Source organism: Pseudomonas sp. 15C (genome assembly GCF_055484735.1).
On record NZ_JBUDGD010000035.1, the window covers coordinates 47017 to 60497 of the forward strand.

A 13481-nucleotide genomic window follows, 5' to 3' on the forward strand; every position below is an offset into this window, starting at 1 on the left:
CCATGCAAGGCGCTCATCTGCGACATCAGCCCCCCGCACCCGGCCGCAAGCCGGTGCCGCGTGGCGCCAGCCGAATGGTGGCGAAAGAGCCGATGTCCGCGCGCCTGCCGAAAGCCAATTTCGGCTTTCTGAAAAGTCTGTTCTGGCCACTGCTGCTGGTGGCGCTGGGCTTCGGTACGTACGAAGGCGCGCAGCGTCTGCTGCCGTACGCCGACCGGCCGATCAGCAAGATCGCGGTGCAGGGCGACCTGAGCTACATCAGCCAGCAGGCGGTGCAGCAGCGCATCGCGCCATTTGTGGCGTCGAGCTTCTTCACCATCGATCTGGCCGGGATGCGCACCGAGCTTGAGCAGATGCCATGGATCGCCCACGCCGAAGTGCGTCGCGTGTGGCCGGATCAAGTGGTGATCCGCCTCGAAGAGCAACTGCCGGTCGCGCGTTGGGGTGACGAGTCGTTACTCAACAATCAGGGCCAGGCGTTCACGCCCAAGGAACTGGCGAACTACGAACATCTGCCGCAGCTGTTCGGCCCACAACGGGCGCAGCAGCAAGTGATGCAGCAGTACCAGGTGTTGAGCCAGATGCTGCGGCCGCTGGGTTTTTCGATTGCACGCCTGGAATTGCGTGAACGCGGCAGCTGGTTCCTGACCACCGGTGCTGGCAGTTCCGGCCCCGGCATCGAGTTGCTGCTGGGACGCGGCAACCTGGTGGAAAAGATGCGCCGCTTCATCGCCATCTATGACAAGACGCTGAAAGAGCAGATTACGAACATTGCGCGCATCGATCTGCGCTACGCCAACGGCCTCGCTGTTGGCTGGCGGGAACCCGTAGCGCCGACGACAGCCCAACCCGCTGTCGCAAAGAATTAAGAAGAGGCAGGACCCATGGCAAACGTGCAAAGCGGCAAAATGATCGTCGGTCTCGATATCGGCACCTCCAAGGTGGTGGCGCTGGTCGGCGAGGTCTCCGACGACGGCTCGCTGGAAATCGTCGGGATCGGTACCCATCCGTCCCGTGGCCTGAAGAAGGGCGTGGTGGTCAACATCGAGTCCACCGTGCAGTCGATTCAGCGCGCGATCGAAGAAGCCCAGCTGATGGCCGGCTGCCGCATTCACTCGGCATTTGTCGGCGTGGCCGGCAATCACATCCGCAGCCTGAATTCCCACGGCATCGTCGCGATCCGTGATCGCGAAGTCAGCTCGGCGGACCTCGAGCGTGTACTGGATGCCGCTCAGGCCGTGGCGATCCCGGCTGACCAGCGCGTGCTGCACACCCTGCCGCAGGATTACGTGATCGATAACCAGGAAGGCGTGCGCGAGCCACTGGGCATGTCCGGCGTGCGTCTGGAAGCCAAGGTTCACGTGGTCACCTGTGCCGTCAACGCCGCGCAGAACATTGAAAAATGCGTGCGTCGCTGCGGTCTGGAAATCGACGACATCATCCTCGAGCAACTGGCCTCGGCCTACTCGGTACTGACCGACGACGAGAAAGAGCTGGGCGTGTGCCTGGTCGACATCGGCGGCGGCACCACCGACATCGCGATCTTCACCGAAGGCGCGATCCGGCATACCGCGGTGATCCCGATTGCCGGTGATCAGGTGACCAACGACATCGCCATGGCGTTGCGCACCCCGACCCAGTACGCCGAAGAAATCAAGATCCGTTACGCCTGCGCCCTGGCCAAACTGGCCGGCGCCGGCGAAACCATCAAGGTACCAAGCGTTGGCGACCGTCCACCGCGCGAACTGTCGCGTCAGGCCCTGGCCGAAGTGGTCGAGCCGCGTTACGACGAACTGTTCACGCTGATCCAGGCCGAGCTGCGCCGCAGCGGCTACGAAGACCTGATCCCGGCCGGCATCGTGCTGACCGGTGGCACGTCGAAGATGGAAGGCGCCACTGAACTGGCCGAGGAAATCTTCCACATGCCGGTACGCCTCGGTGTACCGCATGGCGTCAAAGGCCTGGATGACGTGGTGCGCAACCCGATCTATTCCACTGGCGTTGGTTTGTTGATGTACGGCCTGCAAAAGCAGTCCGACGGGGTTTCGTTCTCCGGTATCGGCAGCCGCGACAGCTACAGCAACGAAGAGCCGCAGGCGCCGTTGCTGGACCGCTTGAAGAAGTGGGTTCAGGGCAACTTTTAAAAGCAGCTTGAAGCGACAAGCTTCAAGCGGCAAGCAACTGCAGTAGATACACCGCAACAAACAGCAGTAGGCGAAAAAACTAGAGAATGTAAGGAGAGGGAAAATGTTCGAACTCGTAGACAACATCCCCGCAAGCCCGGTAATCAAGGTTATCGGTGTCGGCGGTGGCGGCGGCAACGCTGTCAATCACATGGTCAAGAGCAACATCGAAGGCGTTGAGTTCATCTGCGCCAACACCGATGCTCAAGCGCTGAAAAACATCGGCGCGCGGACCATCCTGCAACTGGGCACCGGCGTGACCAAAGGTCTGGGCGCGGGCGCCAACCCTGAAGTGGGTCGTCAGGCCGCTCTGGAAGACCGCGAGCGCATTGCCGAAGTGCTGCAGGGCACCAACATGGTGTTCATCACCACTGGCATGGGCGGCGGTACCGGTACCGGTGCAGCGCCGATCATCGCCGAAGTGGCCAAGGAAATGGGCATCCTGACCGTTGCGGTCGTGACCCGTCCGTTCCCGTTCGAAGGCCGCAAGCGTATGCAGATCGCCGATGAAGGCATCCGCATGCTCTCGGAAAGCGTCGACTCGCTGATCACCATTCCGAACGAAAAACTGCTGACCATCCTCGGTAAAGACGCAAGCCTCCTGTCGGCTTTCGCCAAGGCAGACGATGTACTGGCCGGTGCCGTTCGCGGTATCTCCGACATCATCAAGCGTCCGGGCATGATCAACGTCGACTTCGCCGACGTGCGTACCGTGATGAGCGAAATGGGCATGGCGATGATGGGCACTGGCTGCGCCAGCGGTCCGAACCGTGCACGTGAAGCGACTGAAGCGGCAATCCGCAACCCGCTGCTCGAAGACGTCAACCTGCAGGGCGCACGCGGCATTCTGGTGAACATCACCGCCGGTCCTGACCTGTCGCTGGGTGAGTACTCCGACGTGGGTAGCATCATCGAAGCCTTCGCTTCCGAGCACGCCATGGTCAAGGTCGGTACCGTTATCGATCCGGACATGCGCGACGAGCTGCACGTCACCGTGGTTGCTACCGGTCTGGGCGCGAAAATCGAGAAGCCTGTAAAGGTCATCGACAACACCGTTCACACCTCCATGGCGTCGGCGCAGGTGCAACAACCGGCTCCGGCCCGTCAGGAAGCGCCAGCGGTGAACTACCGTGATCTGGACCGTCCGACCGTCATGCGCAACCAGGCTCAGGCCGGTGCTGCGGCTGCCGCGAAGATGAATCCGCAAGATGACCTGGACTACCTGGACATCCCGGCATTCCTGCGTCGTCAGGCCGATTGATGGAATGTATCAGGCCTATGAAGGTGATTGGTGTTCAGCAAAGGCATGGTCTGCTATCATCGCCAGCCTTTGTTGATACCAGTTCGCAATTTGCGCTGAAGCGGCCCAAGCCATGATTAAACAACGCACACTGAAAAATATTATCCGTGCCACAGGTGTAGGCCTGCACTCCGGTGAGAAGGTCTATCTGACCCTCAAGCCTGCGCCTGTCGACACTGGCATTGTGTTTTGTCGCGCTGACCTCGACCCTGTGGTGCAGATTCCTGCCCGCGCGGAAAACGTCGGTGAAACCACTATGTCGACGACGCTGATCAATGGCGACGTCAAAGTGGACACGGTAGAGCACTTGCTCTCGGCCATGGCTGGCCTGGGCATCGATAACGCCTACGTCGAGCTCTCCGCGTCCGAAGTCCCGATCATGGATGGCAGCGCTGGACCCTTCGTATTCCTGATTCAATCGGCAGGCCTGGAAGAACAGGACGCCGCCAAGAAATTCATCCGCATCCTGCGTGAAGTGACAGTGGAAGACGGCGACAAGCGCGCCACTTTCGTGCCTTTCGAAGGGTTCAAGGTGAGCTTCGAGATCGATTTCGATCACCCGGTTTTCCGGGACCGCACCCAGAGTGCAAGCGTGGACTTTTCCAGCACTTCGTTCGTAAAAGAAGTCAGCCGCGCGCGTACCTTTGGTTTCATGAGTGACATCGAGTACCTGCGCAAGCACAACCTCGCACTCGGCGGCAGCGTTGAAAACGCAATCGTGGTCGACGCCGATGGCGTGTTGAACGAAGACGGTCTTCGTTATGAAGACGAATTCGTTAAACACAAGATCCTCGATGCAATTGGCGACCTGTACCTGCTGGGCAACAGCCTCATTGGTGAGTTCAAAGGCTTCAAGTCCGGTCATGCACTGAACAACCAGCTGCTGCGCAAGTTGATTGAGCAGACAGACGCTTGGGAAGTGGTGACGTTCGAAGACGCCAGCACCGCACCGATCTCTTACATGCGCCCGGTTGCGGCCGTGTAAGTAAAAAACCTCTCTAGTTTTTTGAAGGCCATCCCTGGATGGCCTTTTTTTATGCCCTTGGTTTTTGTGTTGCCAGCACTGGCCTCATCGCTGGCAAGCCAGCTCCCACAGGTTTACGGGTGAGGCAAAAATTTGCAGCACACCTCAAATCCTTGTGGGAGCTGGCTTGCCAGCGATGGGGCCATCACCTCCACCGCACGGCTTCAGGTTGATACCACCACCCGATTACGCCCCCCTTCCTTGGCCTGATACAACGCCTTGTCCGCCGCAAACAGCAACTGCTCCAGCGTCATCTCGCTTGCCGTCGTCCAGGTCGCAATGCCAATGCTCACCGCCATCGCCCGCTCCGCCCCGTCCACCAGCGGCAGTTGCTCGACTGCCTGGCGAATCTTCTCGGCAATCCGTTGCGCGCCCTGGCTGTCGGTCTCGGCCAGAATTACGGAAAACTCCTCACCGCCATAACGCGCGACCAGATCCGCCGGGCGCCGCACGTTTTCGCCAATCACCTGCGCCAGGGTTTTCAGTGCCTGATCCCCGGCCTGATGCCCGTGGCGGTCATTGAACGCCTTGAAGTGATCGGCATCGATCATCATCACTGACAACGGCTGGCCCGAACGCTGGGCGCGAAACCATTCATGACGCAGCGTCTGATCAAGCATGCGTCGGTTGGCCACGCCGGTGAGATCGTCGGTGGCCGCCAGTTGAGCCAGCTCGCGCTCGGCACGCTGGCGCAAGCGCAGCTCGCGGGCGAGCAGCCAGGTCAGCCAGAGCAACCCCACGCACAACACACCGGTGGCGCCGCTGATCAGTAGTGCGGTGCGCCGCCAGGTGCCGAACACTTCGTCGCTGGACAGCGCGACCATCACCGTCAGCGGCAAATTGCCGACCCGCGAATAGGTATAGAGGCGCTGCTGCTGATCCATGCTCGAGGTGCTGGTGAAACTGCCTTTGCCGTCCTTGTCGCTGAGGATTTTCACCACATTTGGACGGTTGCCGAAGCTCTTGCCGACCGAATCGCTCTGCAGATAAGGCTTCTGCGCGAGCAGCACGCCATCGCTGTTGATGATGTTCAGCGTGCTGTCTTTACCGATATCGAGGCTGTTGAACAATTGATCGAAGTAATCGAGCTTCAGCGACGCCACGGCCACGCCGGCAAACTCGCCGGTTTGCGTGGAAATCCGGCGGCTGAAACTGATCGTCCACTGATTGGCTTCATCGCAGTCGCATCGGGTCTGGAACGGTCGGCTGATGAACATGCCGATGTCGCGGTTGAAGGCGTGGGCGAGGAAATAATCGCGGTCGGCAAAATTGCCCGGCTTCGGCTCGACCCGCGAAGAGTCGGCGACGACATTGCCAAGCGTGTCGAGCAGCAGGATATCGCCCTTGTAACGCGCCGTGGTCGAGCGGTCGAACAGCGCCAGATGACGGATCTGCGGCGAGACGTTCTGCAGGTCGTCCCGTTGCGCGGCGGCAATCAGGCCTTGCAGCGTCAGGTCGTACAGCTCGACCGTGCGCAGCACATCGGCGTCGATCAGTTGCGCAATGGTCGTGGCGCTGCGAGTGGCGGATTCCTGGGCGCTGGCGTGCTCGCGGATGAGCAGGAAGGTGACGATGCACACAATCGCGATCACGCTGAGCAGACTGCCACAGATCAGCAGCCGCTCGGGGCGTTTGGATTTGCCCGTGGTAGACGGGGTACGGCTTACGATCATGATGAGATGTCGGTTGGGGTGATCTTCTTAGCGTAGTTAAACACACACCACAAAACCCTGTGGAGAGAGCAATCCAAAACGAAAAAAGGCCGCTGAAAATCAGCGGCCTGCAATGACGACGGTTGAACGGGAAGAGCCAAACAACCGCGTCGAGGGAAACGGTGGTGCGGTGCGCGACTCAGCTGTCGGTTTCGCCGACTGAAGTCTGGGAAGTGGCAGCCTGCGGGGCTTGCGTGGCGTCTTGGGTCTTGGCCATCACTTCGGCCTGATGCTGATCGAATGCTTGCGCGCGGGCGATATTGTGCGCCACGAATGTTTGCGATTCTTCAGCCATCGCCATCGGCGACAGGAACAATGAGGACAAAACGAACGCGCTGGCAATACCCATACTGTTGGACATCTTGAAAACCTTCTCGCTTGGCGAGTGCTGTTTGGTGCGGGCAAAGATAAGGTTGCCGGGCGATGGGAAACAGCGTGATTTTCATAAATGACTGTTGCGCAGCAGGTAAGAGTCCAGGATTGCGGTGTAGCCAAGAGCAACCCCTCACTCCAGCCCTCTCCCCAAGGGGAAAGGGAGCTGATCGGGGGCTTTTCAGAACTTGAGTTCGACTGGGTATTTCAGGTCGATGCAACTCGAGAGAACAACGCGGTCAGTCCCCTCTCCCTCCGGGAGAGGGCTAGAGTGAGGTCTTTCAGATCGGCAGATGCATTCCAAAGGTATTAACCCCCCGATCACTGCGCACAAACACATCCCCACCATGCATCAACGCAATCGCCTTGACGATTGCCAGCCCAAGTCCATGGTTGTTGCCGCTATTACGGCGCGACGCATCGACCCGGTAAAATCGCTCAAACAGACGCGGCAGATGTTCACTGGCAATCGGCAATCCGGGATTCGCCACACCGATGCTCACCTGATGTTCCTGGATCTCGATGCACACCTCGATCACCTCACCCGGCTCGGTGTGCTGCACCGCGTTGCTGAGCAGATTGATCAACGCCCGACGCAAATGCGCGACTTCGATCTGTACCTGCGCGTCGCCGCTGACCCGCACTTGCACCTGCGCGTCTTCGAGAATGAAATCCAGATAGTCCAGCGTCGTTGCCACTTCATCGGCCAACGACGTAGAGGTGAGTCGGGTCGCCTTGTTGCCCTGATCGGCACTGGCCAGAAACAGCATGTCGTTGATGATCGAGCGCAGTCGTTCGAGTTCTTCCAGATTCGATTGCAGCACTTCGAAGTAATGCTCTGCAGAGCGCCCGCGGGTCAACGCCACTTGCGTCTGGCCGATCAGGTTGGTCAGTGGTGAACGCAATTCATGGGCGACGTCGGCGTTGAATGATTCCAGGCGTGAATAGGCCAGTTCGACGCGCTCCAGCGTCGAATTGAACGACTCGACAAACTGCTCAAGCTCCGGCGGTAATGGCGACAGACGCAGGCGCCCGGCCCGCAGTGGCGGCGCCAGACGCTGGGCTTCCTGAGACAGTCTGATCAGCGGCTGCAAGCCAATCCGAGCCACCCAATAACCCAGCGCCGACGCCAGCAGCACGCCGACGACCGCCAGGCTGACCAAGGCAATCAGCAACTGGTGCTGGGTCTGGTGAAAGGTCTCGGTGTCGATGCCAATCATGAAGCGCAGCGGCGGACGCTGGTCCTTGGCCGGGAACTGGCTGACCAGCACTTTCAGCGGAGCGGGCTGATCGGGCAGTTGCAGGTCACGCATGCCCAGCGGGCCGTTGGCGACCGCGCGGATCTGTGGCGTGAGGTTGCCGTATTCGTATTGCGGGTTGCCGCTGCTGATCCAGAAACTGATGCGTTTGTCTTCCTCGCCGAGCAGCTTGAGCTTGTTGTTGATTTTCACCCAGTGCTCCGGCGTGCCGTAACGGCCGACGGTGGATTCGAGCACGCTGTAACGCGCATCGAGTTCGGCTTCGGGCAGCAGGCCCAGACCCTTGTCGACTTGTTGATAAAGCGCGCCGCCGATCAAAACAAACACCACCAGCGCCACGAGCGTAAACATCCCGCTGAGGCGCAGGGCAATCGAGTTACTGGACACCACGGCTCTCCAGCACATAACCCATACCACGAATGGTGTGCAGCAGTTTCTCGTCGAACGGACCGTCGAGTTTGGCGCGCAGGCGTTTGATCGCGACTTCGACGACGTTGGCGTCACTGTCGAAATTGATGTCCCAGACCATTTCGGCAATCGCGGTTTTCGAGAGGATTTCACCCTGGCGGCGGGCGAGCACGCTGAGCAGCGAGAACTCCTTGGCCGTCAGGTCCAACCGGGTGCCGGCACGGGTGGCTTTGCGGCTGATCAGATCTACCCACAGATCGGCGATGCTCACTTGCACCGGTTCATGGCCGCCACTGCGGCGGGTCAGCGCTTGCAGACGCGCGACCAGTTCGAGGAAGGAAAACGGTTTGCCGAGGTAATCGTCGGCACCGTCGCGCAGGCCTTTGATACGGTCCTCGACGCGCTCGCGGGCGGTGAGCATGATCACCGGGGTCTGCTTGCGCGCACGCAAGGCACGCAGCACGCCGAAGCCATCGAGGCCCGGCAGCATGACGTCGAGGACGATCACCGCGTAATCGCTTTCCAGCGCCAGATGCAGGCCTTCGACACCGTCGCGGGCCAGGTCCACGGTATAGCCTTGTTCAGTGAGGCCGCGGTGCAGATAGTCCGCGGTTTTTTCCTCGTCTTCGATAATCAGAACGCGCATGGCCCGCCTCAGTCTGTGGTCGCCAATGCCGTTGCCGGCACAGGTCGGGGCCGGTGGAACAGCCGCTCGAGCCATAAGTATATGACTGGCGTGGTAAACAGCGTCAGCATCTGGCTGACCAGCAAACCGCCAACCACCGCGATCCCCAACGGCTGGCGCAGTTCGGCGCCGGTGCCGTAACCGAGCATCAACGGCAGGGCGCCGAGCAGGGCGGCGAGGGTGGTCATGATGATCGGCCGGAACCGCGTGATGCACGCCTCGAAAATCGCCTCCTGCGGCGACAGGCCTCGCTGGCGCTGCGCTTCGAGCGCGAAGTCGATCATCAGAATGCCGTTTTTCTTGACGATGCCGATCAGCAATACCAGCCCGATCAACGCCATGATCGAAAAGTCCTGCCCGCAGATCCACAGCATGATCACCGCGCCCAGACCCGCCGCCGGCAATGTCGAAATGATCGTCAGCGGATGCACGAAGCTCTCATAAAGCACACCAAGAATGATGTACACCGCCACCAGCGCCGCAAGAATCAGCCACGGCTGACTGGCCAGCGAACTCTGAAACGCCTGCGCCGCACCCTGAAAATTGCCGCTGATCGCGGTCGGCATGCCGATCTCTGCCTTGGCCTGATTGAGCAGAATCACCGCATCACCCAGCGCCACACCGGGGGCGAGGTTGAACGACAGATTCGCCGCCGGGAACATGCCGTCGTGGGCGATCGACAGCGGTCCAATGGTCGGCGCATCGAATCGCGCCAGCGCCGACAGCGGCACCATCTCGCCACTCAGCGGCGAACGCAGATAGAAATAATTCAGGCTTTCGGCTTTGCCGCGCTGTTTGGTATCCAGCTCGAGGATCACGTTGTACTGGTTGACCTGGGTCTGGAACTCATTGATCTGTCGCTGGCCGAAGGCGTCGTACAGCGCTTCATCGACATCGCTGGCGGTCAGGCCGAAGCGCGCGGCGGCGCTGCGGTCGATGCTGATGTGGGTGATGCTGCCGCCCAGTTGCAGGTCATTGGAAATGTCGCGGAACGCCGGGTTGCTGCGCAGTTTTTCGGTCAGGCGTTGCGTCCACGTCGCGAGGGTCGCGCCGTCGTTGCTCTTGAGCACGTATTGGTACTGCGCACGGCTCGGGCCGGAGCTGAGGTTGATGTCCTGACCGGCGCGCAGATACAGCACGATGCCTGGGACTTTCATCAGTTGTGGGCGGATACGGTCGATGAACTGGCTGGCGCTGACGTCGCGATCGCCGCGCTTTTTCAGGGCAATCCAGAAGCGCCCGTTGGCGATGGTCTGGTTGCTGCCGGAGACTCCAACCGAATGGGAAAACGCCTGCACCGCTGGATCGGCGGCGACGATTTCGGCCATCGCCAGGTGTTTTTTCACCATGTCGCCGTAGGAAATGTCCGCAGCCGCCTCGGTGGTGCCGAGGACGAAGCCGGTGTCCTGCACCGGAAAGAAACCTTTCGGGATAAAGATGTAACCGCCGATGGCCAGTGCCAGCGACAGACCGAACACCCCGATCATCAACTTCTGATGGGCGAGGGCGCGGCGCAGGCCGCGTTCATACCAGCCGAGCAAGCGTTCGCTGAAACCCGGTTTGTCGTGGGCGTGGTGCGTCGGTTTGCGCATGAACAGCGCCGCCAGCGTCGGCGCCAGCGTCAGCGAAACGACTACAGAAATCATGATGGTCGAGGTCGCGGTCAAGGCGAATTCCTTGAACAACCGCCCGACCACACCGCCCATGAACAGCAGCGGAATAAACGCCGCCACCAGCGAGAAGCTGATCGAAACCACGGTGAAACCGATCTCGCCCGCGCCTTTGATCGCCGCTTCGCGCATGTCGTCGCCGGCCTCCAGATGCCGGTGGATGTTTTCCACCACCACAATCGCATCGTCGACCACGAACCCGACCGCGACGACGATCGCCACCAGCGTCAGGTTGTTCAGGCTGAAACCGAGGACGTACATCAGGGCAAAACTGGCCACCAGCGACACGCCGAGCACCGCCGAGACGATCAGCGTCGCCGACAACTGGCGCAGGAACAACGCCATCACCGCCACCACCAGCAGAATCGCGATCAACAAGGTGATTTCGACTTCATGCAGCGAGGCGCGAATGGTCTGGGTGCGGTCGATCAGGGTTTTCACCTGCACCGAGGCCGGCAGCATGGCTTCGAGGCCGGGCAGGGCGGCTTGAATGCGGTCGACGGTCTCGACGATGTTGGCGCCGGGCTGGCGCGAGATCACCAGGTTCACCCCCGGACGATCACCGGCCCAGGCCTGCACGTAGGCATCTTCGGCACCGTTGACGACTTTGGCGACATCGCGCAGGTGCACCGGGGCGCCATCCTTGTAGGAAACGATGAGCTGGCTGTAGTCCTCAGGATGGAACAACTGGTCGTTGGTCGACAGCGTCGAAATGCTCGACTCGCCGTACAGCGCACCCTTAGCGAGGTTGAGGCTGGTCTGCTGAATTGCCAGACGAATGTCGGCGAGGGTCAGGCCAATCGCCGCCAGTTTGTCCGCCGAAGCCTGCACGCGAATCGCCGGGCGTTGCTGACCGGTAATGTTGATTTGGCCTACGCCATCGATCTGACTGATCTGACGCGCCAACAGGGTTTCCACCAGGTCGCTGAGTTCGGTGCCAGGCATCTGCGTAGAGCTGACGCTGAGGATCAGCACCGGGCTGTCAGCCGGGTTGACCTTCTTCCAGGTCGGCAGCGTCGGCATGTCCTTGGGCAACTTGCCGGCGGCGGTGTTGATCGCCGCTTGCACTTCCTGGGCGGCGGTGTCGATGCTTTTGTCTAGCGTGAATTGCAGGGTCAGCAGGGTCGAGCCCAGCGCACTGCTCGAGGTCATCTGGGTCATGCCGGGGATGGCGCTGAATTGCACCTCCAGCGGCGTGGCCACGGATGACGCCATGGTGTCGGGGCTGGCGCCGGGCAACTGCGCCGACACCTGGATGGTGGGGAATTCGGCTTCCGGCAGCGGTGCAATCGGCAAGCGCGGGAAAGCAATCACGCCCACCAACACCAGTGCGACGGTCAACAGAATGGTCGCGACAGGGTGATCGATGCACCAGGTCGAGACGCCTTTGTGCGCCTTCATCGGCTCGGCTCCGCTTGCACCACTTGCGGCGGTTCGCTCATGACTTGCACGGTCGAGCCGGGCTTGAGTCGGGACTGACCGTCGGTGACCAATACATCGCCTGCGTTCACGCCCTTGATGATGTCCTGACCGCTGCCCTGATAGACCATCTGCACCTGCACGGCTTCAACCTTGTCGCCGTTGACCCGGTAAACGAAGTGTTGATCAAGGCCGCGCTGGACGACCGTGGGCGGTACGACCAGCGCATCCTTGTCGAGGGCAGTCTGAATTTTTACCGTGACCAGCAGGCCGGGCCAGAGCTTCTGGCTGGCGTTGGCGAATTCGGCCTTGGCGCGAATGGTGCCGGTGTTGGCGTTGATCTGGTTGTCGATCAGGGTCAGATGACCTTCGCCGAGCAGGTTGGCGGTTTCGCCATCGGTGTCAGCGCCGATGTAGGCCTTGACCGGCGCGCGCTGCGGATCGTTGATCAGGCTTTGCAGGGTTGGCAGCATTTGCTGGGGCAGGGAAAACTCGACGGCGATCGGGTCGATCTGGGTCACGGTAAACAGGCCGGCGGTGTCGGTCATGCGCAGGAAGTTGCCTTCATCGACCGTACGAATGCCGACCCGGCCGGTGACCGGGGAGCGAATCTGCGTGTAGGACAGTTGCACCTGCGCCGCATCGATCGAGGCCTGATTGCCTTGCGCTGTAGCTTTCAGTTGGTTGACCAGCGCTTGCTGCTGGTCGTAGGTCTGTTTCGAAACGCCGTCATCGACGCTGAGCAGTTTGTAGCGTTTGAGGTTGACCAGGGCGACTTGCAGTTGCGCCTGGCTTTCGCCCAGTTGCGCGCGGGCCTGATCGAGGCTGGCGCGGATCGAGCGGTCGTCGATGGTGGCCAGCAGGTCGCCTGCTTTGACCAACTGGCCCTCCTTGACGAGGATTTTGGTGAGGATGCCATCGATCTGTGGGCGCACTACCACGCTGTGCAGGGATAGGACCGAGCCGACGCCGCTGGTGTAGCGGGGGACGTCTTTGGCGCTGACCGTTACTACTCGCACCGGGATGGCGTTGGGGGCGGCGAGTTTGGCCGGGGCGGGTTTGAGTGCAAACCAGAGGCCTGTGGCTGCCAGCAGGATGAGCAGGGTGGCGAGCAGGGCTTTGTTTTTTTCGATTCGCATGCGGTGTGGCGCCGATGGGTTTGGAGTTTGGGCAGATTGGAGCTTTATATACGGGTTTGGGGGTCAGGAGGGTGACGGCTGGCTGACAGCGCTGTCAGTTTCGTTTGGGGGTTTATCCGTTGCTGCGGTAGCGGCTGCTGGCGGTTTCGCCTGACGGCGACTTACTTTTTTACAAGCGCCAAAAAAAGTAAGCAAAAAACGCTTGCTCCTGCGTACGGCCCTCGCAGGCTCGGGTCCCTTCGCTCCGGGATCGATCCGGGCGCAGCGGCTACGGTTTGCTTCGCTGCACCTCCTTCCGCTGTGTCTGGCT

The 13481-nt window shown here is 60.7% G+C and carries 10 protein-coding genes; 4 read left to right on the forward strand and 6 right to left on the reverse strand.

The window, feature by feature from the left end; genetic code table 11:
* Positions 1-2 precede the first annotated feature (2 nt).
* The 4 genes from ACYYKW_RS17995 (at position 3) to lpxC (ending at position 4468) form a co-directional block, all read left to right on the forward strand.
* A complete protein-coding gene (locus tag ACYYKW_RS17995; protein ID WP_464990713.1) occupies positions 3-869 on the forward strand; it encodes a cell division protein FtsQ/DivIB in 867 nt (288 codons plus the stop codon).
* Between the two features lie 15 nt (positions 870-884).
* Entirely contained in the window at positions 885-2144 is a 1260-nt protein-coding gene (ftsA, locus tag ACYYKW_RS18000; protein WP_007916987.1) for a cell division protein FtsA, read from the forward strand.
* Positions 2145-2247: 103 nt separating this feature from the next.
* Positions 2248-3444 carry a cell division protein FtsZ gene (gene ftsZ, locus ACYYKW_RS18005; RefSeq protein WP_016986475.1) on the forward strand — a complete coding sequence of 399 codons (1197 nt, stop codon included), beginning with the start codon at positions 2248-2250 and terminating at the stop codon, positions 3442-3444.
* Between the two features lie 112 nt (positions 3445-3556).
* Positions 3557-4468, forward strand: coding sequence for a UDP-3-O-acyl-N-acetylglucosamine deacetylase (gene lpxC, locus ACYYKW_RS18010; RefSeq protein ID WP_007916984.1), 912 nt, complete (start codon positions 3557-3559; stop codon positions 4466-4468).
* Positions 4469-4671: 203 nt separating this feature from the next.
* Here the strand turns inward: lpxC and ACYYKW_RS18015 are convergent, their stop codons facing one another.
* The 6 genes from ACYYKW_RS18015 to ACYYKW_RS18040 form a co-directional block, all read right to left on the reverse strand.
* On the reverse strand, positions 4672-6180 hold the full coding sequence (locus tag ACYYKW_RS18015; protein ID WP_464990714.1) for a sensor domain-containing diguanylate cyclase: 1509 nt from the start codon (positions 6178-6180) through the stop codon (positions 4672-4674).
* Positions 6181-6358: 178 nt separating this feature from the next.
* Positions 6359-6580, reverse strand: coding sequence for a hypothetical protein (locus ACYYKW_RS18020; protein ID WP_090288633.1), 222 nt, complete (start codon positions 6578-6580; stop codon positions 6359-6361).
* Between the two features lie 292 nt (positions 6581-6872).
* Positions 6873-8237 carry a heavy metal sensor histidine kinase gene (locus ACYYKW_RS18025; protein ID WP_464990715.1) on the reverse strand — a complete coding sequence of 455 codons (1365 nt, stop codon included), beginning with the start codon at positions 8235-8237 and terminating at the stop codon, positions 6873-6875.
* A complete protein-coding gene (locus ACYYKW_RS18030) occupies positions 8227-8904 on the reverse strand; it encodes a heavy metal response regulator transcription factor (protein WP_090286106.1) in 678 nt (225 codons plus the stop codon). Before ACYYKW_RS18030 ends, ACYYKW_RS18025 begins: the two co-directional genes overlap by 11 nt.
* Positions 8905-8912: 8 nt before the next feature.
* On the reverse strand, positions 8913-12014 hold the full coding sequence (locus ACYYKW_RS18035; RefSeq protein WP_464990716.1) for a multidrug efflux RND transporter permease subunit: 3102 nt from the start codon (positions 12012-12014) through the stop codon (positions 8913-8915).
* The gene (locus tag ACYYKW_RS18040) at positions 12011-13171 is read right to left on the reverse strand and encodes an efflux RND transporter periplasmic adaptor subunit (protein ID WP_464990717.1); all 1161 of its coding nucleotides are present in this window, start codon (positions 13169-13171) and stop codon (positions 12011-12013) included. The genes ACYYKW_RS18035 and ACYYKW_RS18040 overlap by 4 nt, the downstream gene beginning before the upstream one ends.
* Positions 13172-13481 lie beyond the last annotated feature (310 nt).